Source organism: Mesorhizobium sp. WSM4313 (assembly GCF_002294725.1).
Lineage (GTDB): Bacteria > Pseudomonadota > Alphaproteobacteria > Rhizobiales > Rhizobiaceae > Mesorhizobium.
The window spans coordinates 1-26,252 of record NZ_NSFT01000011.1; the positions used below are offsets into that span (position 1 = coordinate 1).

25 protein-coding genes are annotated in these 26,252 nt (G+C 63.6%); 12 read left to right on the plus strand and 13 right to left on the minus strand.

Going from position 1 to position 26,252, the window contains the following annotated elements:
- Positions 1-277: 277 nt before the first annotated feature.
- Complete coding sequence (locus tag CK219_RS22260; protein ID WP_095768908.1) at positions 278-1,276, minus strand: ABC transporter permease; 999 nt, start codon at positions 1,274-1,276, stop codon at positions 278-280.
- A 40-nt stretch (positions 1,277-1,316) separates the two neighbouring features.
- On the minus strand, positions 1,317-2,090 hold the full coding sequence (locus tag CK219_RS22265) for an ATP-binding cassette domain-containing protein (RefSeq protein WP_224531874.1): 774 nt from the start codon (positions 2,088-2,090) through the stop codon (positions 1,317-1,319).
- A gap of 421 nt (positions 2,091-2,511) precedes the next feature.
- On the opposite strand from CK219_RS22265, the gene CK219_RS22270 reads away from it, so the two are divergent.
- Positions 2,512-3,501 (plus strand): sugar-binding protein, encoded by a 990-nt coding sequence (locus CK219_RS22270; RefSeq protein ID WP_095768910.1) that lies wholly within the window; start codon positions 2,512-2,514, stop codon positions 3,499-3,501.
- A gap of 101 nt (positions 3,502-3,602) precedes the next feature.
- On the opposite strand, the gene CK219_RS22275 is transcribed toward CK219_RS22270, so the two are convergent.
- Positions 3,603-4,592 (minus strand): NAD(P)-dependent oxidoreductase, encoded by a 990-nt coding sequence (locus tag CK219_RS22275; RefSeq protein ID WP_224600992.1) that lies wholly within the window; start codon positions 4,590-4,592, stop codon positions 3,603-3,605.
- Between the two features lie 97 nt (positions 4,593-4,689).
- On the opposite strand from CK219_RS22275, the gene CK219_RS22280 reads away from it, so the two are divergent.
- Both CK219_RS22280 and CK219_RS22285 read left to right on the plus strand, forming a co-directional pair.
- Positions 4,690-5,586 (plus strand): NAD(P)-dependent oxidoreductase, encoded by an 897-nt coding sequence (locus tag CK219_RS22280; RefSeq protein ID WP_095768912.1) that lies wholly within the window; start codon positions 4,690-4,692, stop codon positions 5,584-5,586.
- Between the two features lie 101 nt (positions 5,587-5,687).
- Entirely contained in the window at positions 5,688-6,464 is a 777-nt protein-coding gene (locus CK219_RS22285) for a FadR/GntR family transcriptional regulator (RefSeq protein ID WP_095768913.1), read from the plus strand.
- Positions 6,465-6,755: 291 nt separating this feature from the next.
- Here CK219_RS22285 and CK219_RS22290 read toward each other — a convergent pair whose 3' ends face one another.
- Positions 6,756-7,043, minus strand: a complete 288-nt coding sequence (locus tag CK219_RS22290) for a DUF3175 domain-containing protein (protein ID WP_095768914.1) — start codon at positions 7,041-7,043, stop codon at positions 6,756-6,758.
- 155 nt (positions 7,044-7,198) lie between these two features.
- Here CK219_RS22290 and CK219_RS22295 point away from each other — a divergent pair, with 155 nt between their 5' ends.
- The 7 genes from CK219_RS22295 (at position 7,199) to CK219_RS22325 (ending at position 15,176) form a co-directional block, all read left to right on the plus strand.
- Entirely contained in the window at positions 7,199-8,428 is a 1,230-nt protein-coding gene (locus CK219_RS22295; protein WP_176477121.1) for an MFS transporter, read from the plus strand.
- Between the two features lie 165 nt (positions 8,429-8,593).
- A complete protein-coding gene (locus CK219_RS22300; protein WP_095768915.1) occupies positions 8,594-9,622 on the plus strand; it encodes a LacI family DNA-binding transcriptional regulator in 1,029 nt (342 codons plus the stop codon).
- Positions 9,623-9,917: 295 nt separating this feature from the next.
- On the plus strand, positions 9,918-11,042 hold the full coding sequence (locus CK219_RS22305) for a sugar ABC transporter substrate-binding protein (RefSeq protein WP_095768916.1): 1,125 nt from the start codon (positions 9,918-9,920) through the stop codon (positions 11,040-11,042).
- Between the two features lie 69 nt (positions 11,043-11,111).
- Positions 11,112-12,656 (plus strand): sugar ABC transporter ATP-binding protein, encoded by a 1,545-nt coding sequence (locus tag CK219_RS22310; RefSeq protein WP_095768917.1) that lies wholly within the window; start codon positions 11,112-11,114, stop codon positions 12,654-12,656.
- Positions 12,653-13,633, plus strand: a complete 981-nt coding sequence (locus CK219_RS22315) for an ABC transporter permease (RefSeq protein WP_095768918.1) — start codon at positions 12,653-12,655, stop codon at positions 13,631-13,633. Before CK219_RS22310 ends, CK219_RS22315 begins: the two co-directional genes overlap by 4 nt.
- A complete protein-coding gene (locus CK219_RS22320) occupies positions 13,630-14,628 on the plus strand; it encodes an ABC transporter permease (RefSeq protein WP_095768919.1) in 999 nt (332 codons plus the stop codon). Before CK219_RS22315 ends, CK219_RS22320 begins: the two co-directional genes overlap by 4 nt.
- Before the next feature lie 44 nt (positions 14,629-14,672).
- Entirely contained in the window at positions 14,673-15,176 is a 504-nt protein-coding gene (locus tag CK219_RS22325; protein ID WP_224531855.1) for a gluconokinase, read from the plus strand.
- Between the two features lie 12 nt (positions 15,177-15,188).
- On the opposite strand, the gene CK219_RS22330 is transcribed toward CK219_RS22325, so the two are convergent.
- The 3 genes from CK219_RS22330 to CK219_RS22340 form a co-directional block, all read right to left on the minus strand.
- Complete coding sequence (locus CK219_RS22330) at positions 15,189-16,334, minus strand: hypothetical protein (protein WP_095768920.1); 1,146 nt, start codon at positions 16,332-16,334, stop codon at positions 15,189-15,191.
- A gap of 89 nt (positions 16,335-16,423) precedes the next feature.
- The gene (locus CK219_RS22335) at positions 16,424-16,873 is read right to left on the minus strand and encodes an Rrf2 family transcriptional regulator (RefSeq protein ID WP_040984137.1); all 450 of its coding nucleotides are present in this window, start codon (positions 16,871-16,873) and stop codon (positions 16,424-16,426) included.
- A gap of 246 nt (positions 16,874-17,119) precedes the next feature.
- Positions 17,120-18,106, minus strand: coding sequence for a sulfate ABC transporter substrate-binding protein (locus CK219_RS22340; protein ID WP_095768921.1), 987 nt, complete (start codon positions 18,104-18,106; stop codon positions 17,120-17,122).
- A 232-nt stretch (positions 18,107-18,338) separates the two neighbouring features.
- On the opposite strand from CK219_RS22340, the gene CK219_RS22345 reads away from it, so the two are divergent.
- Both CK219_RS22345 and CK219_RS22350 read left to right on the plus strand, forming a co-directional pair.
- Positions 18,339-18,611 carry an antitoxin gene (locus CK219_RS22345; protein ID WP_095768922.1) on the plus strand — a complete coding sequence of 91 codons (273 nt, stop codon included), beginning with the start codon at positions 18,339-18,341 and terminating at the stop codon, positions 18,609-18,611.
- Positions 18,611-19,009, plus strand: a complete 399-nt coding sequence (locus CK219_RS22350) for a type II toxin-antitoxin system VapC family toxin (protein WP_095768923.1) — start codon at positions 18,611-18,613, stop codon at positions 19,007-19,009. The genes CK219_RS22345 and CK219_RS22350 overlap by 1 nt, the downstream gene beginning before the upstream one ends.
- A 15-nt stretch (positions 19,010-19,024) precedes the next feature.
- On the opposite strand, the gene CK219_RS22355 is transcribed toward CK219_RS22350, so the two are convergent.
- The 6 genes from CK219_RS22355 to pbpC all read right to left on the minus strand — a co-directional run bounded on the left by CK219_RS22355 (position 19,025) and on the right by pbpC (position 26,218).
- Positions 19,025-20,065 (minus strand): sulfate/molybdate ABC transporter ATP-binding protein, encoded by a 1,041-nt coding sequence (locus tag CK219_RS22355; RefSeq protein ID WP_095768924.1) that lies wholly within the window; start codon positions 20,063-20,065, stop codon positions 19,025-19,027.
- A 72-nt stretch (positions 20,066-20,137) separates the two neighbouring features.
- The gene (gene cysW / locus CK219_RS22360; RefSeq protein WP_095768925.1) at positions 20,138-21,022 is read right to left on the minus strand and encodes a sulfate ABC transporter permease subunit CysW; all 885 of its coding nucleotides are present in this window, start codon (positions 21,020-21,022) and stop codon (positions 20,138-20,140) included.
- Positions 21,015-21,866, minus strand: coding sequence for a sulfate ABC transporter permease subunit CysT (cysT, locus tag CK219_RS22365; protein WP_095768926.1), 852 nt, complete (start codon positions 21,864-21,866; stop codon positions 21,015-21,017). Before cysT ends, cysW begins: the two co-directional genes overlap by 8 nt.
- Before the next feature lie 91 nt (positions 21,867-21,957).
- Positions 21,958-22,986: a sulfate ABC transporter substrate-binding protein gene (locus CK219_RS22370; RefSeq protein ID WP_095768927.1), complete on the minus strand. Its 1,029-nt coding sequence runs from the start codon at positions 22,984-22,986 to the stop codon at positions 21,958-21,960.
- A gap of 201 nt (positions 22,987-23,187) precedes the next feature.
- On the minus strand, positions 23,188-24,126 hold the full coding sequence (locus CK219_RS22375; RefSeq protein WP_095768928.1) for a M15 family metallopeptidase: 939 nt from the start codon (positions 24,124-24,126) through the stop codon (positions 23,188-23,190).
- Between the two features lies 1 nt (position 24,127).
- Positions 24,128-26,218, minus strand: coding sequence for a penicillin-binding protein 1C (gene pbpC / locus CK219_RS22380; protein ID WP_245340583.1), 2,091 nt, complete (start codon positions 26,216-26,218; stop codon positions 24,128-24,130).
- Between the last annotated feature and the right edge of the window lie 34 nt (positions 26,219-26,252).

Sequence of the window (26,252 nt, forward strand, 5' to 3'; positions counted from 1 at the left end):
CGCCCGCAAGCTTGTCGCCTAGAAACGCCTCCGCCAGGCTCAACTGTCCCGTCTGCTTCACAGCCATCGCGATTCCCTCCGAGCTTCCTCTCAGAGAATCACAACCAGCCAATTACGCAACAGGCCCCTTGTGGGAGAAGGTGTCGCCGAAGGCGACGGATGAGGGGTGCTCCAGGGAAAGCCAGCGTCTCACTCCGCTGGAACACCCCTCATCCGTCTCGGCGCTATCGCGCCGATCCACCTTCTCCCACAAGGGGAGAAGGCGAGGCGGCGCGCTTCAGTCGCTACGCCTGAAATTGCGGATGCGGTCGAACAGAACCGCCAGGATGATCGCGCCGCCGATGAAGGTGCCTTGCCAGAAGGCGTTGATGCCGAGCAGGCCAAGGCTGTTGCGGATCACCTCGATGAGGGCGGCGCCGACGACGGCGCCGAGCGCGGTGCCGACGCCGCCGGCGAGATTGGCGCCGCCGATGACGGTGGCGGCAATCACCTGCAGCTCCATGCCGTTGCCGAGATTGGTGGTGACGGCGCCCAGCCATCCGGTCTGGATGATGCCGGCAAGCCCTGCCGACAGCGCCGAGATCATGTAGACGACGACCTTGATCTGCTTGACGGGAACGCCGGTCAGCGTCGCCGCATGCTCATTGCCGCCGATGGCGAAGATGTGCCGGCCGAATTTGGTCCAGCGCAGGATGAAGCCGGTGATCGCCGCCAGGAGGATCATGTAGAGCACCGGATTGGCGATGCCGAAAACCCAGGCGCCGCCGCCCAATGACAAAAGCTTCTGGTGGTCCGGCCCGAACTGGAACACCACGGTGTTGTTCGAGGCGACCATGGCAAGGCTGCGCGCCACCGACAGCATGCCGAGCGTGACCACGAAAGGCGGGAAGCCGAGATAGGCGATGAGCAGGCCGTTGAAGGCGCCGATCGCAAGCGCGGTGGCGATCGAGGCCAGGATGCCCACCTCGATCGAATAGCCGGCATGCATGGTGACGGCGAGCACCATCGAGGACAGGCAAAGCACCGAGCCGACCGAAAGGTCGATGCCGCCGGTAATGATGACGAAGGTCATGCCGAGCGCGACGATGGCGACGAAGGTGATATTGCGCGTGATGTTGAAGATGTTCTTCGACGTGGCGAAGGAATCGGTGGCGACGGACAGGAACAGGCAGGCGAGGATGACCGCGATCACCACCCAGAAAGTCTGGTTGGCAAAGAGCCGCGACAGGAAGGTGTGCTGCTTCTGCGCGATCGTCTGGTCAAGTGTGACTGCCATTATCGACCTTTCCTGAGGCGTGGACGCCCGATCCACGCGACTACGCAACCTGTTCGATGGCGCCGGTGATCAGCCCGGTGACTTCCTCGGGCGAGCTCGAGGCGATTTTCTTGTCGGCCACCTTGCGGCCGCGCCGCATGACGATAACACGGTCGGCGACGTCGAACACGTCGGGCATGCGGTGGCTGATCAGCACCACGGCGATGCCCTGATCACGCAGGTGGCGGATGAGATTGAGCACTTCGGCGACCTGCCTGACCGAAATCGCCGCCGTCGGCTCATCCATCAGCACGATCTTGGCCTGCGACAGCATGGTGCGGGCAATCGCCACCGCCTGGCGCTGGCCACCCGACATCTGCTTGACGAGGTCGCGCGGCCGCGTCTCGGATTTCAGCTCGGCAAAGAGCTGGCCGGCACGCTTGTACATAGCGCCATAGTCGAGAATGCGCAGCGGACCGAAGCCGCGGCGCAGCTCGCGGCCGAGATAGACGTTGGCCGCGGCGGTCAGGTTGTTGCAGAGCGCAAGGTCCTGGTGGACGATCTCGATGCCGTGCTGGCGCGCATCCGCCGGCTTGTGCATGACAAGGTCCTTGCCCTCCAGCCGCATGGTGCCGTGGCTCGGGTGGAAATTGCCAGCGATCATCTTCACCAGCGTCGACTTGCCGGCACCGTTGTCGCCCATCAGGCCGACGACCTCACCAGCTTCCAGCGAAAACGATACATCGTTGACCGCCTGGATGGCGCCGAAATGCTTCGAGATGTTGGCGAGTTCCAGAACCGACACCAGCCTTAAGCCTCCCCGTTGTTGGCGCAACTGGCCACCGAACCCGGCGGCGGCGCTTGCGTCTCGCCCCGTCCATCTCCTCCCGAACGGTGCGTCCACGCATTTAGGCAAAAGCGGACGGGGGCGTCAATCAATTGTCTGACGATTAATTTCGAGACTCGACGAAAAATCGGTTTTGTAGGACAAATAGCAATTGACGCTGGCGAAAAGCCGATATTAGCTAAGCTTCGGAACAAGACTTTGCCAATCGTCCGTCTATCCGGCGGAGGCAGGCAGATGGTTTGAGGGTAAAGGATTCGGCTGCATCGGTATTCGGGCGGACGGATCGGCAAATGCTTATCAGCCCGGCGCGGGGCGCGAACATCATGAGATGCTCGTCGTGGTTCTTGTGTATCCGGGTTGATCAGTGTGGCGGGCACGCGGTGTCCGTCTGTTTCAAGGGAGGACTGACATGAGGAAAACACTTTTGCTTGCCGCCGTCGCCGCCATGGCGTTGGGCGCCGGGCCGGCTTTGGCCAAGAAACAGCTCGTCATCGTTGTGAAGGGTCTCGACAATCCGTTCTTCGAAGCCATCCATCAGGGCTGCGAGAAGTGGAACAAGGAAAACGCCAGCTCCGAATATGAATGCTTCTACACCGGCCCGGCATCGACTTCCGACGAGGCCGGCGAGGCGCAGATCGTGCAGGATATGCTGAGCAAGCCAGACACGGTGGCGATGGCGATCTCGCCGTCGAACGCGCCGCTGATCGCGCAGACGATCAAGAGCGCCAATCCGTCGATCCCGATCATGACGGTCGACGCCGACCTTGCCAAGGAAGACGCCGCCCTTCGCAAGACCTATCTCGGCACCGACAACTACCTGATGGGCAAGAAGATCGGCGAGTACATCAAGAAGGCCAAGCCGAATGGCGGCACGATCTGCACGATCGAGGGCAATCCGGCGGCCGACAACATCCTGCGTCGCGCGCAAGGCATGCGCGATGCGCTGACCGGGAAGGAAGGTCTTGCAGCACTTGCCGGCGAAGGCGGCTGGACCGAAGCTCCCGGCTGCCCGGTGTTCACCAATGACGACGGCGCCAAAGGCGTGCAGGCGATGACCGACATCCTCGCCGCCAACCCGAAGCTCGACGCCTTCGGCATCATGGGTGGCTGGCCGCTGTTCGGCGCGCCGCAGCCTTATCGCGACCTGTTCAAGCCGATGGCCGACAAGATCGCCAAGAACGAGTTCGTCATCGGCGCCGCCGACACGATCGGCGACGAGGTGGCGATCGCCAAGGAAGGCTTGGTGACCGCGCTGGTCGGCCAGCGGCCGTTCGAAATGGGCTACAAGGCGCCTTCGGTGATGATCGACCTCATCGGCGGCAAAAAGGTCGACGATCCGGTCTTCACCGGCCTCGACGAATGCACCAAGGAAACGGCCGACACCTGCATCCAGAAGTAGGCGCCGGCTGCATCCAGAAGTGACAAAAAGGGGCGCCCGGTGGGCGCCCCATCTTTTCCAGCGCCTGCTCCCGCCGTCGAACAGGGCAGGGCGGCTCCCGCCTAAATCTTCTGCTTCACGCCGTCCTTCGAAGGCATCAGGTCGACGCCGTTAAGCTTGCCGATATGCGTGGCGAGCATCGGCACATACTGTTCCGTGGGACCGGCGGCGAAGGCTGTCGCAAAGGAATTCTTGGTCGCGTTGCCCAGAGGATTGGCGATGCCGGCCGCGCCCGCCATCGATTCCAGATAGGTCAGGTCCTTGAAGGCATTGGCGATGGTGAATTTGTGGGCGTCGCGGTCGCCCTCCAGCGTCCAGCGCATGAAGGTCTGGTAGAAGCCGCAATCCATGCGGCCGTTGCGAATGACGCTGTCGAAGCGGGGCGGCGAGATGCCGACCTTCTCGGCCAGCGCCAGCGCCTCGGAATAGATCGCGGCGTAGCCCAGCGAGATGAAGTTGTTGAGCAGCTTCATGCGGTGGCCGTCGCCGGTATCGCCGATATGAACGATGCGGCCGGCCCAGGTCTCGAGCACCGGCTTCAGCCTGGCGAACACGGCGTCCGGCGCGCCGACCATGGCGTCGAGCGTGCCTTCCCAGGCCTCCTTCGGCGTGCGGCTGAGCGGCGCATCGACATAGTCGACGCCGAGCGCCTTGAGTTCGGCGGCCAGGGCCACTGTCGAGACCGGATCGGAGGTCGAGCAATCGACGACGACCGAGCCTTGCTTCAGGCCCTCCTTCAGCCCGTCGGGACCGCGGATGATCGCCTCCACCTCGCGCGAGCCGGTGACGCAGATGAAGACGATGTCGGAGGCCGCGGCCACCTCCTTGGACGTGGCAACTTCCTTGGCGCCGCGTCCGGCCAAGTCTTCCGCCGGCTTGCGGTTCTTGCGACCGAGGAAGGTCAGCGGATAGCCCTTGTCGACGATGTTCTTGGCGATGCCGTGCCCCATCAGGCCAAGGCCGATGAAACCGATGTTCTCGCGGGCAGCGGTGGTGCTCATGTCGTCTCTTCCTTGTCTTTCATGGTGATGGGCGCCCGCGCGGCGGGCGATTGTCCAGAAGGTTTCCGCGGATCGCGGGTGGCGGGCGATCGCGGAATGTCATATTGTCTGACAATACACATAATTACCTAGCATTGTGGAGAGCAAAATGACGAAGCGGATCATGTTCACCGGCGGCAGCGGCAAGGCTGGCCGGCATGTCGTGGAATATCTGGTCGAACATGGCTGCCAGGTGCTCAACATCGACACCAAGCCGCTCGATAATCCGAAGGTGCGCACTTTGGTCACCGACATCACCGACAGCGGCCAGGTTTTCAACGCGCTGTCGAGCTATATGGGTCTGCACGAGTTCGACCCGTCGTTGAGATCGCAGCCGGTCGACGCCGTGGTGCATTTCGCGGCGATCCCGCGCATCATGATCACGCCGGACAACGAGGTGTTCCGCATCAACGCGATGGGCACCTACAATGTCATCGAGGCGGCGGTGAAGCTCGGCATCCGCAAGGTTATCATCGCTTCCAGCGAGACGACCTACGGTCTTGTCTTCGCCAACGAGCCTCGCAATCCGACGCATTTCCCGCTCGACGAGGATTATGACGTCGACCCGATGGACTCCTATGCGCTGTCGAAGATCGTCAACGAGAAGACCGCGCGGGCTTTCGCGTTGCGCAGCGGCTTCGACATCTATGCGCTGCGCATCGGCAATGTCATCGAGCCGCATGAATATTCGCTATTCCCGAAATGGTTCGCTGATCCCGGTTTCCGCAAGCGCATCGCCTGGAGCTATATCGATGCGCGCGATCTCGGCCAGATCACCTTGCGCGCCATCGAGAAGGATGGCCTGGGCTATCAGGTGTTCAACGCGGCCAACGACGACACCTCGTCGGACCTGCCGACGGCGGAGCTGTTGAAGCGCTTTTATCCGGGCGTGCCGGTCAAGGCCGAACTCGGCGAATATGAGACGCTGCTTTCGAACCGCAAGGCGCGCGATGTGCTTGGCTTCCGGCCGCAGCACAGCTGGCGCAAATACGTCAAGACGGCGTGAGCCGCCGGCAAATGCCGGTTGATCTGTGCACATCCTCGCGCGTTGCGGCAAAGCGGGCTTGCCGTGCTTGACAGCTTCTGAAAACGGGATTTTGTGGAACAATGAGGGACGCGAAGCCGAACAAAGAAAAAAGGCCGACAAAGGCAGCGGCCGCGGAGCGTCCGGCCGGCGTTCGCCGGGCCGACGCGCCACGCATCCCGGGCTCCAGCGTGCATGCTTCGCTTGCGAGCGAAATCGGCCTTCGGATCGTGCGCGGCGACTATCCGCCGGGCACCATCCTGCCCAATGAAGCCAAATGGTCGGAGACCTTCGACGTCAGCCGCTCGGCGGTGCGCGAGGCGATCAAGATGCTGATGGCAAAGAGCCTTCTGGCCTCGCGACCGAAGATCGGCAGCTGGGTCGAACCGAAGGAACGCTGGAACCTTCTCGACCGCGACGTGCTCGCCTGGTACGCGACCTCGCCGGACCGCGAGGTGTTCCTCAAGACCGTGCAGGAGTTCCGCCACATCATCGAGCCGGAGGCGACGGCCTTCGCGGCGATGCGGCGCACCCGCGAGCAGATGGCCGAGATCAGCCAGGCCTGTCGCGAGATGGGCGAGGCGACCAACCTGCAGGAGCGCACCCGGGCCGACACGCGCTTCCACCTTGCCATCCTCAGGGCTTCGGGCAACGACCTGCTGGTACCGCTGGGCGTCTTGATCGAATCTGCCTTCGACCATCTCTTCACCTATACGACGCGCGAGCTCGACAATCTGCAGCACGCCCAGAAACTGCATGAGGCGATCGAACGCAGTATCCGCCTGCAAAGGCCGGACGCGGCGCGCAATGCGGTGCGCAAGCTGCTGGCCAATACCGACGAAGTGATCCAGTCGCGCTGAGGTCTTGTACCGGACCAGTTCGCCAGCACAGAAACTTTGACCGCTGCCCGTGCGTGCGTTGGCAGATCCCATGCCTTGGCGATTGGCCAAGACGCCTATCGCGGTCGTCATCCTCGGGTCTGCGCTCCGCTTCGCGTAGCTCCGCCCTAGAATGACGAGGTTGGGGGCTTCAGCTCATCGCCAGCGTTTGCGCTGAACACCCCAAACGGATGCTGATAGCCTTGCCCGACAAGCCTGCAATCTTTCCAGATCCCTGCGTTGAGGAACTGGTGCTAGCGCTCCCAGCAACCCTCAATCCTGCTTTTCGCGACCGAAGGCGACACGCAGCTCGTCCTTCGCCTTTTCCAACACCTTCTTGCGCTCGTCAGGCAGATTCTTGCCGGCACGGTTGATGTAGAAATTCAACATCGACATGGCGGATTGGAACGGCTCTGCCTTGCGGCGGTGGCTGTGCTCGGCCGAGCGCTTGAGCGAGGCGGCGATCTTCTTCGCGTCATCGGATTCGAAGACGTGCTCCTCGAGATTGAGGGCGTCGCTGTGTTCGGTCACGTCGGCCGACCATTTCTTCTTGGCGGTCATGACAAACTCCTTCCTTCAGAGAAACCCCATGAGGTGAGGCGGGTTCCCGGTTCTGGAGCCACGGATTTGCCTGTCGTGGCGCTGCTCGGCTCAGGAAATGGGCCGATAGTGCGCTCAAACGCGCGATCTCGAAGAAATCGCGAACAGGAGACGCCGTGACGACAATTCCAGGAAACGCGGCAAACAGCGCCGGCATCGATAGCTTCTATGCATGGACGCGGCTCGGGATCTCCTTGCTGCTGGCGACGATCGGCGGCGTCGGCATGTGGGCCGTAGTCGTGGTCCTGCCCGCCGTGCAGGCCGAGTTCGGCGTCGATCGTGCCGCCGCCTCGATGCCTTACACCGCTACCATGGTAGGATTCGCTGCCGGCAATGTGCTGGTCGGCCGCGCCATCGACCGTGTCGGTTACTGGATCCCGGCGCTGGTTTCCTCGATGGCCCTGGTTGCAGGCTTCGCACTGGCGTCGCTCTCCACTTCGATCCTGCAATTCACGCTCGCCCAAGGCTTGCTCATCGGGGTGGGGACATCGGCGATTTTCGGGCCGCTGATCGCCGACATCTCGCACTGGTTCAATCGTCGGCGCGGCGTTGCCGTGGCTACGGCGGCGGCGGGCAGCTATCTCGCCGGAACGGTCTGGCCAGCAATCATACCGCCGCTGATGAAGGCGGAGGGTTGGCGCTTCACCTATGTGGCCATCGGCATCGCTTGCCTTGTGACTATGGCGCCGCTGGTCATAATGCTGCGACGTCGCGCCCCGGTGGTCGTCGCCGGCTCGCCAGGCGCACGCCCGGTCCAGCCGATCTCATTGTCGCCGGCCGCCCTTCAGGCGCTGCTCGTCATAGCCGGTCTTGGCTGTTGCGTGGCGATGTCGATGCCGCAGGTGCATATCGTCGCCTATTGCATGGACCTCGGCTATGGCGTCGCCCACGGCGCCGATATGCTGTCGATCATGATGGCCGCCGGAGTCGTCAGCCGCCTTGTTTCCGGCTTCGTCGCCGACCGTATCGGCGGGGTGAAGACCTTGCTGATCGGTTCGGTGCTGCAGTGCCTGTCGCTGTTCTTCTACATTCCCTTCGACGGTCTTGCCTCGCTCTATGTCGTCTCGCTGGTGTTCGGCCTGTCGCAAGGGGGCATCGTGCCCTGCTATGCGATCATCGTGCGCGAATACATGCCCGCCAAGGAGGCCGGCCAGCGCGTTGGCATCGTCATCATGGCGACCATTTTCGGCATGGCTATCGGCGGCTGGATGTCGGGCTGGATCTACGATCTCACCGGATCTTACGCGGCCGCGTTCCTCAACGGAATTGGGTGGAACCTGCTCAACATCCTGATGATGGTCGTGGTGTTCTGGAGGGCAAGGCGCAGCGGCGTCGTCATGGCCTGACGGCTCGCGCCGGCGCTTCTCCTGAAATGCCCTCAGCTTGACAACAAATCGCGGCTGCGCGACGCCAAGGGCAGGGAATGTGGTACAGGCCTGCTAGATGGCGACACCAGGGTCAATGGCATTGCAAGCGCGCAGCAGGCTGGATTTGACGCACGAGGCTCGCCCTTGACCAAGCCGCGCTCCCGCCGTGGCGGCGGCCGTCCGACCATTGCGGACGTGGCGCGCAAGGCCGGTGTCGGCGCGATCACCGTGTCGCGGGCCTTGCGTGAGCCCGGGCGGGTGTCGGAAGACCTTCGACGGCAGATACAGGCCGCGGTCGACGAGCTCGGCTACGTGCCCGACCCGAACGCCCGCGCGCTTGCCTCGGCGCGCGCCGAGGTGTTCGGCGTGCTGGTGCCTTCGCTGACCAACAACGTCTTCGCCGAGGTGGTGCGCGGCATCTATGACAGTCTTTCCGACAGTCCGTTCCGCATCCAGATCGGCAACACCCATTATTCAGGCCTCGAGGAAGAGCGGCTGCTGCAGGTCTTCGGATCGCAACGCCCGGCGGCGCTGATCGTGGCCGGCATAGACCAGACGCCCAGCGCGCGACGACTGCTGGAGAATGCCGGCTGCCCGGTGGTGCAAGTGATGGAGACCGGGCCGGACCCGGTCGACATGATGGTCGGCTTCTCGCATCTCGACGGCGGCAGGACCGCCGCCGAACACCTGCTGCAAGCCGGATACCGCAAGATCGGCTTCATCGGCGCGCGGATGGATCCGCGTTCGCAGCGGCGCCTTGCCGGCTACCGCGCCGCGATGGACGCCGCCGGCCTATTCGACGCGCGGCTGGTCACCACAACGCCGGTGCCGTCAAGCGTGACGCTCGGGCGCGAGTTGTTCCGCGAGGCGCTGGCCAAGATGCCGACGCTGGACGGCGTGTTCTGCAACAATGATGATATCGCGCTTGGCGTTCTGTTCGAATGCCATCGCGCATCGATCGACGTGCCGAAGCAGATCGGCATTGTCGGTTTCAACGATCTCGACATGATGCAGGTGTCGTTTCCTTCAATCACAAGCGTGCGCACGCATCGCTATGAAATCGGCACCCGTGCCGTCGCCATGGCGCTGTCAGCGATCGCCGGAAACCGGCCGGAACAGCGGATCGTCGATCTCGGTTTCGAGCTGATGCGGCGCGAGAGCACCGGGCGCTGACGCGGTACTGTTGGTTCCTTAAGATGATTCTTTACAGCCTGAGATGGTAGCGCTACCATTTGCATGCCGGTAAAGGCTCGGCGAGGCGGGAAGGCTGTTTATTATACATAAGCAACAGCTCGTACTTGTTTATTATGTATAATATGATAGTTTTCTAAATTGCCAGAGAGCTGAGGGGGACGAGGAGGATCTGGGCGGCGCGGCCGTCCTGTGTGGGTGTCTGGTTGGCCGGAGGGTTGCCGACGGTATCGCCAAAGATTCATAACAAGCAGAACTGCAACTGGGAGGAATATCGATGATCAAGTCACTCGTTGGCGGCGTCATTGCCGCCACCGCATTTGTCATGCTGAGTTCGTCGGCGATCGCCGGACCCGAGGTCGTCAAGGGGCCCGCGGCCGAGCCGGACTGCTTCGCGCCGTGGTCGGCCGACACGCAGTTTTTCAAGTATCCGAAGAAGGACGGTCCATACCGCATCGCGCTTGCCAACGGCTACATCGCCAACACCTGGCGCATCCAGATGATCCAGACGGCCAAGGCCTATGCGGCGCAGCCGGATGTCGCCAAGAAGCTCAAGGAATTCAAGGTCGTGTCGACCGGCGAGGATGTGCCGGCGCAGATCTCGGCGATCAACAACTTCATCGATTCCGGCTTTGACGCGATCGTCGTCAACGCGCAGAACCCGACCGCATTCGGGCCGGTCATCAAGCGCGCCAAGGAAGCCGGTGTCGTGCTTGTCGCCTTCGACAACATCCTCGACACCAAGGACGCGATCAACGTCAATGTCGATCAGAAGGGCCTCGGCGAGCTCTGGGGCAAGTGGCTGGTCGCGCATGTGCCGAACGGCGGCAAGGTGCTCGAGGTGCGCGGCGTCGCCGGCACTTCGGTCGATACCGACCGCCACATTGGCATCCACGAGGTGCTCGACGGTTCCGGCAAGAAGTGGGCCGTCACCGAGGTGGTCGGCAAGTGGGATGACGGTGTGGCGCAAAAGGCCACGGCCGACGCGATCGCCACCAGCGGCCCGTTCGACGGCATCACCGGGCAGGGCGGCGACACCGGCATCGTGCAGGCGATGATCGACGCCAAGCATCCGTTCGTGCCGTTCGGCGGCGAGACGGAAAACGGCTTCCGCAAATTCTGCGCCGCGCATGCGGCCGACGGGCTGAAATGCTCGTCCGCCGGTACCGGTCCGGCCCAGGTGGCGGTTGCCATCAAGACGGCGATTGCCGCGCTCGAAGGCAATGTCGTGCCGCAATCGGTCAAGCTGCCCTTGGCTATCGTCGAGGATCCGAACTTCAAGGCAGGTCAGGATTTCTTCCCCGACCAGTCCGACAATTTCTTCGTCGGCAATTCCTTCCCGACCTGCGGCATCAATTTCACCGCGCAGGAAATCATGGGCCAGACCAAGGAAAACAAATAGTCTGACTGGACAGTGCCGCGGCGAGCCCGCGGCACTGTCTCCCCAATCAAAACCGGCCGGGGAGGGCTGATGGACGGCACGGCTCCGCTCTTCCGCATGGAAGGCATATCCAAGCGTTATGGCGGCGTGCGGGCCTTGGAGAAGGCCGAGCTGACGGTCACCGCCGGCAGCATCCACGCCATCCTCGGCGAGAACGGCGCCGGCAAATCGACGCTGATCAAGGTCATGGCCGGCGTCGTGGCGCCGGACGAAGGGCGCATGACACTGGACGGAAGCGAGGTCACCTTCGCTTCGCCTGCCGCCGCCAACCAGGCCGGCATCGTCTGCATCTTCCAGGAGCTGTCGCTGATTCCGGAACTCAGCGTCGCCGACAACATCGTCATTTCCAATCCACCCAAGCGTTTCGGCATGATCGACCGCAAGGCGCAGCGGAAGATCGCTGAGGAAGCGCTGGCACGCGCCGGCGCTTCCGACATTCATCCCCGCGCGCTGGTCAAGGACCTGCCGCTGTCGCGCCGGCAGATGGTGGAGATCGCCAAGGCGCTGGCTCGGAAGCCGCGCATCCTGATCCTCGACGAGGCGACCTCGGCGCTGACGGCGGCGGACGTCGCCAAGGTCTTCGAGGTGTTGAAACGGCTGCGCTCGGAAGGGCTGGCGCTGCTCTACATCTCGCACCGCATGAACGAGATCGCGGAACTCGCCGACCATTGCACGGTGTTCCGCAACGGCCGCAACGTCGCCAGCTACCCGGCCGGCTCGAAGAGCGACAATGAGGTGGTCGAGCTGATGATCGGCCGCGAATATAGTCATATCTTCCCGCCGAAACCCGCTTCCGCTCCGGCCGCTGCGACGGTGCTCGAAGCGCGTAATCTCTCCTGGGCCGACCGGCTGGACAATATCTCGCTGAGCGTCAGGGCAGGGGAGGTTGTGGGCCTGGGCGGTCTCGACGGGCAGGGTCAGCGCGAATTGCTGCTTGCCTTCTTCGGCGTGCTGCGCGGCCTGCGCGGCGAGGTGCTGATCGATGGCAAGCCGGTTTCGATCGCCAGCCCGACCGCGGCCAGCCACGGCCGCATCGGCATGGCGCTGATCCCCGAGGATCGCAAGACCGAAGGACTGATGCTGCCGATGACGGTGCGCGAGAACCTGTCGTTTGCAGCACTCGACCGGTTGTCCAAGGCCGGCATCATCGACCGCGCCGCCGAACAGCGCCTGATCGACGACATGGTCGGGCTGCTGGCGATCAAGACGGCGGGCCTGGACATTCCGGTCGGCGCGCTTTCCGGCGGCAACCAGCAGAAGGTGGTGATCGCCAAATGGCTGATGCGGCAGCCGCGCATCATCCTGCTCAACGATCCGACGCGCGGCATCGATGTCGGCACCAAGCAGGAGCTCTACCAACTGATGCGCAAGCTGGCGGATGCGGGTGCCGCGATCCTGTTCTATTCGACGGACTATGACGAGCTGATCGGCTGCTGCGACCGCGTGCTCGTGCTCTATGACGGCGCGGTCAAACGCGAGCTGGTCGGCGCGGGGCTCACCGAGCACGCGCTTATCGCCAGCGCGCTCAACATCCACGGCGATGACGTCCGCATCGGGCAGGGAGAGCACGCGTGAAGGATTGGCGCTACCGGCTGGCCGAACAACGCGGAACGCTTTTGGCCTTCGGCATCTTCATCGTCATGTTCGCAATTTACAGCGCGAACCATCCGGCCGGCTTCACCGCCAATGTCGTGCAGACGGCCGCCAACAAGGGCGTGCTGCTCGCCTTCGTCGCGATGGCGCAGACATTGGTGGTGATCACCGCCGGCATCGATCTGTCGGTCGGCATGATCTTCACGCTGACCAACTGCATGGCTTCATGGCTGGTGGTCGGCACCGGCCTGGAAACGGCGTTCGGCGTGCTGGCGGTGCTGGGCACCGGGCTCATCTGCGGGGCGGTCAACGGCGCCATCGTCATCTACGGGCGGCTGCAGCCGATCGTGGCCACCATCGCCACGGGCGCCGTCTATTTCGGCCTGGCCTTGCTTTTGCGCCCCGTTCCGGGCGGATCGGTCAACGAGGATCTTGCCGATTTCCTGACCGGACGTTTCTTCGGCGTCGTGCCGGCGAGCCTCGTGGCGCTGCTCGTCATCGTGCTTGTCGTCTGGGTGCCGTTCAGCCGCTCCGAACTTGGGCGCGCCGCTTATGCTGCGGGCTCGTCGGAGACGGCGGCCTACATGTCCGGGGTGCCGATCCGCAGAGGCAAGTTGCTGGCTTATACGCTTGCCGGCCTGCTTGCGGCGATCGGCGGACTGTTCCTGACCTTCTTCACCTATACGGGCGAGGCGGCCTATGCCAGCGGCAATGCCTATACGCTGTTTTCGATCGCCGCCGTCGTGCTCGGCGGCGTGTCGCTGTTCGGCGGCAAGGGCAGCGCCATCGGCGCGATCTTCGGCGCGCTTGCCTTTCGCACCATCGGCGACCTCCTGTTCGTCTTCGATTTCGATCCGCTCTGGCAGCCGTTGTTCCAGGGCGTTATCCTGTTGATCGCGGTCAGCCTTGGCGCCTTCGCGCTGTTTCGGGTACGCAACCGGCTGGAGTGGTTCCTGTGAGCGAAACGACGCATGGCGGCATCATGGGCGGCATCGCCGGCCGCGTGCCCAAATTCATCCGGCGCGCCGACCCGGCGGTGCTGACGGCCTTTGCCTGCATCGTGGTCCTGCTCCTGCTCGGCAGCCTCTATTCGCGCAACTTCCTATCGCCGGAATATCTCCTGCAGCAGTTGAAGGTCGCGTCTTTCCTCGGCGTCATCGCCACCGGCATGATGCTGGTCATCCTGCTTGGCCAGATCGACCTTTCCGTGCCATGGGCCGTGGCCGCCGGCGCCATGATGGCCTGCGCGGCCGCGGCCTACGGGCCGATCGGCGTTGCTCTCGCCATCCCCTTCGGCGTCCTGTGCGGCGTGGCGATAGGCATCGTCAACGGCATCGGCGTCGCCTACCTGCGCATCCCCTCGATGATCATTACTTTAGCCACCAATGCCGTGGCGCAAGGGCTGATGGTGGTCTACACAGGCGGGTTCTCGCCACAGGATTCGGCGACCGCCGCGATGCGCTACCTGGCAACCGGTTTCACCATCCCGGGCGTTCCCAATGCCGTCATCATCTGGGTGCTGATCGGCGCCGCGATGGTCTTCGCGCTGACCCGCACAAGCTTCGGCCGCGCCGTTTACGGCATCGGCAACCGTGAGCGCGCCGCCTACCTGTCCGGCATCGACACGCGTCGCATCGTGATGATCGCCTTCGCCGTCTCCGGCGGGCTGTCTGCCTTTGGCGGCGTGCTTCTGGCGGGCTATGCATCCAAGGCGGCGCAGTCCATGGGCGATGCCTATCTCCTGCCGTCGATCGCGGCGGTTGTCCTGGGCGGCACATCGATCCTGGGCGGGCGCGGCTCCTATCTCGGCACGGTGGCCGGCGTGATCCTGATCACGCTCCTGCAATCCATCCTCTCGGTCATGCAGATGCCGGAAGCGGGGCGGCAGATCATCTATGGCGTCGTCATCGTCGCCATGCTCCTGCTTTACGGGCGCGCGCCGGCAAGCCGCTGACGGTAAATGAGGCGAGCGCAAGACCGCAGACCCCGGAGCCTGGCATGAACGATCTTCGGACGGCGCCCGCCATCGTCGTCATGGGCGTTGCCGGCTGCGGCAAGACCGCCGTCGGCGAGGCGCTCGCCAAGGCGCTGGGCGCCGACTTCATCGAAGGAGACCTGCTGCATCCGCCGGAGAACGTGGCGCGCATGGCGCGCGGCGAGCCGCTAACCGATGCGTTGCGCGCCGGCTGGCTCGACGCCATAGGCGAGCGTATCGCGACCTCGGTTGCCGATGGGCGGAAGGCGGTGGCGGCGTGCTCGGCGCTGAAGCGAAGTTATCGTGACCGGCTGAGCCGCTTCTGCCCCGGTATGGTCTTCCTCTATCTCAGGATCGATCGGGAGACCGCCTGGCGGCGCGTCGCCGATCGCAAGGGCCATTTCATGCCCGCCAGCCTGGTCGACAGCCAGTTCGCCACGCTGGAGGAGCCTACGGCGGACGAACAGGCGGTAGCGGTCGACGGAACGCGAAGTGTAGCGGGAATCCTGCAAGAGATCATCCGCTAGATCAGTTGGTAATCAGGCTTCGTCGTTGCCGATCGCGGCTTCGGCTGGCTGCTCGGTCAGCCGCACGGCGCTCGACCAGGCCATCATCTGTTCAGGACAGAGTTTGAGCGTCTCCAGCATCCGGTCGCGCTTCGACAGGATAAATCCTGCCTGAACGACGAGGTTCTTCCCTGCCGTGTCCTTGGCAGGCGATGCGGGCGCCTCTGGCGTCGCGCTCAGTTCTTTGACGATCGCCCTATACTCGCGAAAGGGCGCCGTCTCGATGGTCGCCATATGAAACAGCGCAGCGCCGGCGCGCGCGGCGAAGTTTGCCGGCGCCGAGGCGAGGTGGGTCCAGCCGCGCTCGCCCATGGCGGCCTCGGTGAAGGCGGAGCCGGCATAGACGGTGTTGGTCATCAGCACCACGCCGTTTTCTTTCAGCACCTTCTGGATACGCGTGGTGACCTGATAGGCGTCGGTGCGCTCAAAGACGATCCGGCTTTTCAGGAAGCGGTTCTCGAGCCTGACCAGCGGCGGGTTGATCACGCGCAGGCCGAACATGCTCGGCGAGAAGCCGTGGTAGCGTGCGCTCACCTGATGGGCATCGACGCCGGCCTCATGCAGGGCGCGCTTGCCCATGATCGTCTGCGCCGTGAACTGGTCGCACCACACGATGGCGCCGCGCCCGTTGCGCAGGGCTTGTTGCAGAGCCTCGAGGCCTTCGAGCCGTATCGCCGGCGACCAGCGCCAGCCGGCGACGAGATGCGCCGCAAGCGTCAGCCGCCGGCGGTGAACGGCGGCGAGTTGCGCCTCGAACATGCTTTTCGTGTCGACGGTATTGCCGAGCACGGCCTTCACCGCGACGTCGTAACGGGCAAACTCCTTGCGGAAGTGGCGCTTGCGCCTGAGCCTGGACACCCAGCCGCAGATCGAGCTCCACCAGGAGACCGGCAGCATCGCCGCGACGCCGAGATAGAAACAGGACAACAGGCTCTCGCGCGGATCCCGATTGGTGAAGCGACGCAATTTGCCGGGGCGCACCACCTTGCGGCTGAAGAAGCGAACGGACTCGCCGCGCTCCGGCACCGGCACGTCGGCCGTGATCTCGGTGTGATAGATGTCGTTCGACGATGGTTGCCGGCTGGCCTTACGGGAATTGCCAAGCCAAGGCAGCCTCATGCGTCAGAGCCCCGTTTCATCCTCCAGCCGCTTTACTGCGTGGAAAGCAGACAAGCAACCGACGGGACTGCCGTCAGGGCCGGGTCGCTTCAAATCTGAGAGGTGAGCTCCGCCGGGAAATCGTCGTTGTCGGCGTCGCGCATGGCGGCGAGGCTGCGGTTGTCGAGCACCTCGGCGATTGCCTGGCGTACTTCCAGCATCATGTGGCGGACCTGGCAGGTGGCCTCGTCGCAATCCTCGCAGCGCTGGTATTGCGTGCGGCTGGCGCAAGGGATCGGCGCCAGCGGCCCGTCGAGCACGCGCACGACATGGCCGATCTTGATCTCGGAAGCGGGACGGGCAAGGCGATAACCGCCTTCCTTGCCCTTGCGGCTCTGGACGAAACCGGCATTGCGCAATTCGCCCAGGATCGCATCCAGGAATTTCTTCGGGATGTTGTTGGCGACGGCGATGTCGTTGACGAATGCAAGCTGGCCAGCCGGCAGGCCGGAAAGATGCACGAGGGCCTTGAGGCCGTATTTGCCTTTTTTGGTCAGCATGCCCGATTCAGTTCATCAACCCCAATGCGCCTGCATCTGGCGGTTGTTTGTGTGCAAATCATGACAGTTTGACCGCCTGACGCCGCCTGGCCCAATAATTCGCACCGCAGCTTAGGCACAAACGCGTTGATTCTTCGTAACGTTTTTCACATTTGGGTTGGGATTTCCCCGCGAACTCATGCAGCCCCGCTTACATGAAAAAAGCCGGCAAAGCCGGCTTTCCTGCTCTTCCTGATTGCGGAGCTTTCAACGGCTGCCGTAGGCCTGATCGAGCAGCCCGCCGGCGGCGAAATGCTCTTTCTGCACCTTGTCCCAGCCGCCAAAGACGTCCTCCACGGTCAGCAGCCGGACATCCGGGAAGTCCGTCTTGTGCTTGGCGGCGACCGTCGCGTCGCGGACACGCAAGCCGTTCCCGGCGGCGATCTCCTGGCCCTCCGGCGTATAGAGGAAGTCGAGATAGGTCTTGGCGAGATCGCGGCTGCCATGCTCGTCGGCAACCTTGTCGACGACCGCTACGGGGAACTCGGCCAGCAGGCTGACCGAAGGCGTGACCTGCTCGAACTTGTCGTCGCCATACTCCTTGCGAATGCCGCGCGTCTCCGACTCGAAAGTGATCAGCACGTCGCCGATCTCGCGCTGAACGAAAGTTGTGGTGGCGGCGCGGCCGCCGGTGTCGAAGATCGGCACGTTGCTGAAGAGCTTGGTGATGAACTCCTTCACCTTGGCGTCGTCGCCCTTGAAGGCTTCCTTGGCGTAGGCGGTGGCGGCGAGATAGGTGTAGCGCGCATTGCCTGATGTCTTCGGGTTCGGGAAGATCACCTGCACGTCGTCGCGCACCAGATCGTTCCAGTCCTTGATGTGCTTGGGATTGCCGGCGCGCACCAGAAAGGACGGCAGCGAATAGAAGGGCGAGGCGTTGTCCGGAAAATCCTTCTGCCAATCGGCTGAGATCAATCCCTTCTTGACCAGGAAGTCGACGTCGGTGACCTGGTTGAAGGTGACGACATCGGCGCCAAGACCTTCGGCGATTGCGCGCGCCTGCGCCGAGGTGCCGGCATGCGACTGATCGACTGTGACGCCGGGGTGCTTGGCGATGAAAGCCTTATTGATGTCGGCGAACAACTCGCGGCCGACATCATAGGATGCATTCAAAAGCTTGTCGGCCGACCAGGCTTGGGTGGACGCGAGGACGAGACCGGCAACAGCCGCGATGCCGAGCAACAGACGCTTCATGAAAACGGACTCCGAGGAAAATATGGCAATGGCCGATGATAGCCGTGGCGCTGTTGAGCGGCGAGACACGCGCGCCGGCTAGACGGCGTCAGGTGAAAAAAGTCACCGCCGGAACAGTCGGTTGTTAGTATTTCTTTCCAGCAAGAGTCATTGTGGAGCGATATCCATAGGCAAAAAGATTGCGCTTCGGCGCCTTGGCATATACATATGGCATATACAAGGGAATACCGTGATGAGCCAACAACGCCATGCAGCGACGCCGCCGAAAGAGGCAAAGCTGTTCCGCAACAACCGCAGCCAGGCGGTGCGGATTCCAGTCGAGTTCGAACTCCCCGGCGACAAGGTCCTGATCAGCCGCGAGGGCGACCGTCTTGTTATCGAGCCCATTCGTAAATCAGGTCTCACGGCGCTGCTCGCCCAGTGGGCGAAGGAAGCCCCGCTGGGTCCTGAGGATGACTTCCCCGAGATCAAGGATAGTCCTGTCGGACCCGAGGACATTTTTTGATGCGGTTCATGCTCGACACAAACATCATTAGCGACATGATCCGAAACCCAGGCGGCAAAGCCGCCGGCGTCATGGCGCGCGAGGGAGACGCTGCCGTGTGCACCAGCATCGTCGTCGCTTCGGAACTGCGGTACGGCTGCGCCAGGAAGGGATCAGCCAAGTTGCTCAAGAAGGTCGAGGAACTGCTGGCCGAGATTCCGGTGCTGCCGCTCGATGTGCCGGCGGATGCCGAGTACGGCGCGCTGCGCGCCGAACTGGAAGGCAGGGGCGAGACCATCGGCCACAACGACCTCTTTATCGCTGCTCACGCCTGCGCGTCAGGTTCCACGCTGGTGACAGCCAACATGGCCGAGTTCAGCCGGATCGGCAGGCTGAAGCTCGAGAACTGGTTGGAGTAGCGCTCGACGCGACGATCACGACGCCGGAAAAAGCTTCCAGCGTCGCGGCCTGAAAGCCACCCGGCTCTTCTGCGCCGCAGGATGGTCTACGGGCAGCTCGATCTCGACGCGCTGGCGCTCACCGCCGATCTCGAGCTCGACGCGCCTGGTGCCGGCGACGCGGCGGCTGGCGGCAACGGTGCCGGCGATGCAGCCGCTGCAGCCGTCGACCAGGTCGACGTCATGCGGACGGAAGTGGAGGATCGCCTCACCGGAAGGCGCATGCGGCGCCGAGAGTCCGATCGGCCGGTCGGCGATCCACACCTCGCCGTTCTCGACCTTGACCGGCAGTGAGCTCGACTCGCCGATGAAGGAGTAGACGAAGGGCGAGTTCGGCGTGTCGTAGATATCGTCGGCGGTGCCGACCTGCTCGATGCGGCCCTGGCTCATGACGACGACGCGGTCGGCAAGCTCCAGCGCTTCTTCCTGGTCATGCGTGACGAAGACGGTCGTGTGGCCGGTGCGGTCGTGGATCTCGCGCAGCCAGCGGCGCAGCTCACGGCGAACCTGTGCGTCGAGCGCGCCGAACGGTTCGTCGAGCAAAAGCACCTTGGGCTCGATCGCCATGGCGCGGGCGAGCGCGACGCGCTGGCGCTGGCCGCCTGAAAGCTGAGCGGGGTAGCGTTTCTCCAGGCCCGACAGCTGGACGAGATCGAGCAATTCCAGGGCCCGGCGGCGGATTTCCTGCCCCGACGGCCTTGCGGCGCCGTGCCGGACCTTCAGGCCGAAGCCGATGTTGTCGGCAACCGTCATGTGGCGGAACAGCGCGTAATGCTGGAAGACAAAGCCGACATTGCGCTCCTGGATCGACTTCTGCGAGGCGTCCTCGTCGCCGAAGAAGATCGCGCCCTTGGTCGGCCGTTCCAGGCCGGCGATCAGCCGAAGCAGAGTCGTCTTGCCGGAGCCGGATGGCCCGAGCAGCGCGATGAGCTCGCCAGACCTGATGTCGAGCGATACGTCGTGGAGCGCTGGAAACCGCTCGAACTCCTTGCGCACGTTGACGACGCGAACTTCCATGCAAATCCCTCAGTCCGTTGATGCTGTCGTTGTTCCTAAAATTGCCAGGCACTCTTCGGCGACAGATTGTGTTCAGTGTCCGCGCGTCGCGGCGATCTCGGCGCCGTAGCGCATCTCGAGAAGCGTTTTCAAGACCAGCGTCACCAGCGCCAGACCGGCGAGCAGCGAAGCGACGGCAAAGGCGCCGACAGCGTTGTATTCGTTATAAAGGATCTCGACATGCAGCGGCATGGTGTTGGTGAGGCCGCGTATGTGGCCCGACACCACCGAGACTGCGCCGAACTCGCCCATGGCGCGCGCATTGCACAGAAGCACGCCGTAGAGCAGTCCCCATTTGACGTTGGGCAGCGTCACATACCAGAACGCCTGCCAGCCGCCGGCGCCCAGCGATAGCGCCGCCTCCTCGTCGCCATTGCCCTGTTCCTGCATCAGCGGGATGAGCTCGCGGGCGACGAAGGGGAAGGTGACGAAGATGGTGGCCAGCACGATGCCGGGCACGGCGAAGAGGATGACGATGCCATGCGCCTTCAACCAGGCGCCGAGCAGCCCTTGCGCGCCGAAGAGCAGCACATAGACCAGGCCGGAAATGACCGGCGAGACCGAGAAGGGCAGGTCGATCAACGTGGTCAGGAACGCCTTGCCCTTGAATTCGAACTTGGCGATGGCCCAGGCGGCAGAGATGCCGAAGACGACGTTGAGCGGCACCGAGATCGCCGCCACAAGCAATGTCAGACGGATGGCGGAGCGCGTATCGGGGCTGGAAAGGGCTTCCGTGTAGGCGCCGATGCCTTTGGCAAGCGCCTCATGAAAGACGACGATCAGCGGCAAAAGCAGGAAGACTGCAAGGAAGGCGAAGGCGATTGCCATCAGCACGGCCTTGACGGGCCGGCTTTCGGTCACCGCAGCCGACTGGCTCTCGTGATGCGGCTCGTAGGATTTGATCTCGGGATCAGCCATAGCGCTTGCGGCTCCATGTCTGGACGAGATTGACCACCAAAAGCATCACGAAGGACAGCGCCAGCATGATCGCGGCGATCGCAGTCGCCGCCTCGTAATTGTATTCCTCGAGCCTGATCACGATGAGAAGCGGCGCGATCTCGGACTTGAAGGGCAGGTTGCCGGCGATGAAGATGACCGAGCCGTATTCGCCGACGCCGCGCGCGAAGGCGAGCGAAAAGCCGGTGATGATCGCCGGCGCCAGGCCTGGGAAAAGCACGCGGGTGATGATCTGGAAACGGCTGGCGCCGAGCGTGGCGGCTGCTTCCTCGACCTCCTTGTCGATCTCTTCCATGATCGGCTGTACGGTGCGCACCACGAAGGGCAGGCCGATGAACACCAGCGCGACGACGATGCCGATCGGCGTGTAGGCGACCTTGAGGCCGAGCGGCATCAGAAGCTGGCCGATCCAGCCGTTCGGCGCATAGAGCGTGGTGAGCGCGATGCCGGCGACGGCCGTTGGCAGGGCGAAGGGCAGGTCGACCATCGCGTCGGCGATGCGGCGTCCAGGGAAGCGGTAGCGGACCAGCACCCAGGCGACGATGGTGCCGAACACGACGTTGACAACAGCCGCCAGCAAGGCGGTGCCGAAGCTTATCTTCAGCGCGTTGAGGGTGCGTCGGTCGACGGCGATCGCCCAGAAATCGGCCCAGCCGAGCGCTGCCGAACGCCAGACCAGCCCCGAAAGCGGGATGAGGATGATGAGCGTGAGGTAGGCAAGTGAGAAGCCGAGCGTCAGTCCGAAACCCGGAATGACACTCGGCTGCTTGAATCGCCACCCCGCCTTGACGGGTGCTGTGGTCATGCTGTTCTGGATCGTCCCTTCTATTCAAACCAGAATGGCTTTGCGCAGTTGCAGTCCGCCGGCATGCCCGAGGCTCACCGGCCGTCCGGCCTCACTGCGCCGGTTTGTAGATCTGGTCGAATATACCACCGTCGCCGAAATGGTAAGGCTGCGCTTTCTTCCAACCGCCGAATTGCGGGTCGTCGATGGTGACCAGCTTGATTGCCGGCAGCTTGGCAAGGTCCTCGGCCGGCACCAGGTCGGGCTTGGCCGGGCGATAGTGGTTCTTGGCGATGATGGTCTGCGCTTCCTTGGAATAGAGCCAGCCCAGATAGGCCTCCGCGACCTTGCGCGTGCCCTTGGCGTCGACATTGGCGTCGACGACCGCGACCGGCGGCTCCGCCAGGATCGAGGTCGGCGGGTAGACGATGTCGAAATTGTCGGCGCCGAATTCGTCGAGCGCGAGATAGGCTTCATTCTCCCAGGCGATCAGCACGTCGCCCAGGCCCTTCTGAGCGAAGGTCACCGTCGAGCCGCGCGCGCCGGTATCGAGGACCGGAACATTCGCATAAAGCTTGCCGACGAACTCCTTGGTCTTGGCTTCATCGTTGCCGTCATTGGCGTTTGCGTAGGCCCAGGCGGCAAGATAGTTCCAACGGGCGCCGCCGGACGTCTTCGGGTTCGGCGTGATCACCTGGACGCCGTCCTTCACCAGATCGCTCCAGTCGTGGATGCCCTTGGGATTGCCCTTGCGCACCAGGAAGATGATGGTCGAGGTGTAAGGTGCCGAGTTGTTCTCGAACTTCGAGCGCCAATCCGGGTTGATCTTCTTCGTCTTCGAGACGATGGCGTTGATGTCGCCTTCGAGGGCCAGCGTGACGACGTCGGCGTCAAGGCCGTCGATCACCGCCCTGGCCTGCGCGCCGGAACCGCCATGCGACTGCTGGATGGTGACTGTTTCGCCGGTCTCAGCCTTCCAGTGCGCGGCAAACGCCTCATCATAGGCTTTGTAGAGCTCACGTGTCGGGTCATAGGACACATTCAGAATGGTCGTATCGGCAAACGCGAAACCGAGCGTGCCGAACTGGACAGACGTGGCGACCAGCGCGCCGAGCAGTTTCCTGAAATGAGGTTTGGTCATTCCGGCCTCCGTTGAACTGCTGCGAACTCTACCGAGTTTATAGAATTTAGATGCATTGAATGTTGCCTTTTTCATCTCCTCGAAGCAATTTTTCGCCGAGCTTAGGCCGGTTGAGGAAATAACTTCCTCAGCCGGCGGCCGCAGGGCTTCATCCGCCGGCCCTAATTAGAAGCGGTCAGGGTGATGACAACCCCGGGCGCGTCAATTGGCGTTAACCGGGAAATCGAAGCGCTGTTTTGGGAAAGGCTCTTTGGCCAGGGTGAAGTGCCACCATTCACGCGCATAGTTGCGAAAGCCGGCGGCGCGCATTGCGATCAGCAGCGTCTTGCGGTTTGCGGTGGCTTCGGCGTCGATCAAGGCGCTGGCGGTTTCGCTCTTTGGGTCAAAGCAGTCGAAACCGGTGCCGAAGTCGAGCGTGCCGCCGTCCGGCGCACCGCAGGCCGGATGAACCGCGCTTTTATTGCCGGGCTCGGCGATGGCAAGGTCCACCGTCGAACCTCGAGAATGGCTGGAGAACTCGCCGATATAGCCTTTGGCGATGAGATCGCCACGCTCGGCGGTCGGATACCAATGCGGGTCAGGCCGGCCGCCTTCTCTTGTCCACCTGCCCATATCGGCAACCGCTCGCGCCGGGCGGTAGCAGTCGAACACGACCAGCGTCAGGCCTTTAGCAGTCATGGCTTTCTGAACGCTGGACAGCGCCTTCGCCGCCTGCGTGGTCAGGATGCAGACCGGCGCGTCATAGCCGTCGGCTTTGCGGTGCAGGAAATTTTCCAGGCCGGCGTAGCGGATATCCTGGCGAATGGTCGGGTCGATTTCGGCCAGCCTGACGAAGCCGGCGGGGAGGGGATCGGCGCGGACTGAGAGAGGGCTCGCGATTGCTAGCGCAAGCGCCGCGAAGAATGCTCTCGACAAAAGTCGGCGCGAGGCCCCCCTCTCTGCCCTGCCGGGCATCTCCCCCTCAAGGGGGGAGATTGGCAGTTTCGGCGCTGGGCCCGCCTTTCCGACTTTGAAGATTAGCGAAGGCCACGAAGCTGCTGATCTCCCCCCTTGAGGGGGAGATGGCCGGCAGGCCAGAGAGGGGGGCCTCGCACCATCCAGAAGATGGAAAAACGCAATCCCCTGAATCGCTTGCCGCATCCTATTCAACGAAAACCTTCACGCTTGCCGCTCGCCCCCCAGCATCGATCACCGTCAGCGTCGAATAGCCGGTGCCGTCGGGTTGCCAGGTCGCGGTGCGGCGGCGGTCGATGCCGGCGAGCGGCTTGCCGTTGGCGAGCCATCGGAACGGCGCCCGGCCGCCCTGTAGCTTCAGCACCAGCGGTGTGGCATCGGCCGAATTGGTGCCGAGGTCGACGCGGGCGCCGTTGGGCGGGAAGATGATGGTCGGCGCCGGCTCGGTGGCGGTGGCCTGCACCAGCCCGTCGGCGCCGGCGCCGAAGCGGGCGAGCGTCACCGGCAATTCCTCGCGTTTGGGGTTGAAGACGCCCGGCGGACGGCTTGGCAACGGCACGCCGGCAAGACCGGAACGGACGAAGCCTTCGAACAGGATGGGTGCTGCCGAGACATAGCCCGACAGACCGGGGACAGGGCTGGCATCGGCGCGGCCGACCCACACACCCAGCACGTAGCGGCCGTCGAAGCCGACGGACCAGGCATCGCGATAGCCGTAAGAGGTGCCGGTCTTGTAGGCGATGCCGCGTTGCATGGCGCCTTCCGGCGGCTTCACCCCGGACAGGATGTCGTTGATCTGCCAGGCCGCCTGGTCGTCGAGAATGGTGGCGGTGATGCGCTCGGCATTGGCGGGCTCGGTGCCGTCATGCAGCGTATGCATCTTGCCGCCATTGGCGAGCCCTGTATAGAGCTGCACCAGGTCGCGCAAGGTCACGCCGACGCCGCCAAGTCCGATCGCCAGGCCCGGCGCTTCGTTGACCGGCAGGATCGGGTTGACGCCCGCCTGGCGGAAGCGCGCGGTGAGCCGCGCGGGGCCGACCGCGTCGAGCACGCGGATCGCCGGCACGTTGAGCGACAATTGCAGCGCCTGGCGGATCGAGACATCGCCCTGGTAGCCCATGTCGAAATTCTTCGGACGGTAGCCGCCGAAATCGGCGGGGCTGTCCTCGATGATCATCTCCTGCGCCACCAGCCCCTGCTCGAAGGCCAGCCCATAGATGAAGGGCTTCAGCGTCGAGCCGGGTGAGCGCACGACCTTGGTCATGTCGATCCAGCCGGAGCGGCTGGCGTCGAAGAAATCGGCCGAGCCGACCTCGCCCAGAATGTCGCCGGTGCGCGCATCGGCCATGACCATGGCGACGGAAAGTTTCGGCCCGAGCTTCCTGGCGGCATCTCGTGCCACCTGTTCCAGCCCCTGCTGCACGCTTTTGCGGATGGTGAGCTGCAGCGGCTTGCCTGGCACGGCCCTGGGCAGCATGGCATAGGAAGCATGCGCGGCCAGCGCCGGCAATTTTCTGCGCAGGCCGGAGACGTCGTCCAGCGCGGCGCGCGCGGCTTCGCGTTCGCCGAGCAGGCCGGCCGAGACCATACGGGTGAGCACGCGGTCGCGCGCGGTATGAGCAATGCCGAGATTGCGGTCGGGCCGGCGCTTCTCCGGCAATTGCGGCAGCGCGACGAGCAGGGCGGCTTCCGAAACCGTAAGCCGCTTCGGCTCCTTGCCGAAATAAGCGAGCGATGCGGCGCGCACGCCTTCGAGATTGCCGCCATAAGGCGCCAGCGTCAGATAGCGCTCGAGGATTTCCTGCTTGGTGAGCCGCCGCTCGATCTGGATGGCGCGCAGCATCTGCTTGAGCTTGGAGGCAAGGCTGCGACTGTCGCGCGGCTCGATCAGCCTTGCAAGCTGCATCGACAAGGTCGAGCCGCCGGACACGATATGGCCGCTGGTGACGAGCTGGCCGGCGGCACGGCAAAGCGCCAGGACATCGACGCCGCGGTGATCCCAGAAGCGCTTGTCTTCGTAAGCTACCAGCATGTCAACGAATTGCCGGTCGACCTGGTCGAGGCGGGTCTCGAGCCGCCAATAGCCGTCCGGCGTGGCGAAGGCGCGCAGCAGCTGACCGTCGCGGTCCTGCACCTCCGTCGAGACCGTCAGCTTTGCCGGCAGCGGCGGCGGGAAAGCGCGGTCGATTTCCCAAAGGGCAGCAACTGAAAGCGCCGCGAAGCCGGCTAGAGAAATCCCGGCGATGGCTGTTCGACGCAGGAATTTCCTCGAGAGCATGGCGCTGCCCCTCATTGCCCTGCCGGGCATTTCT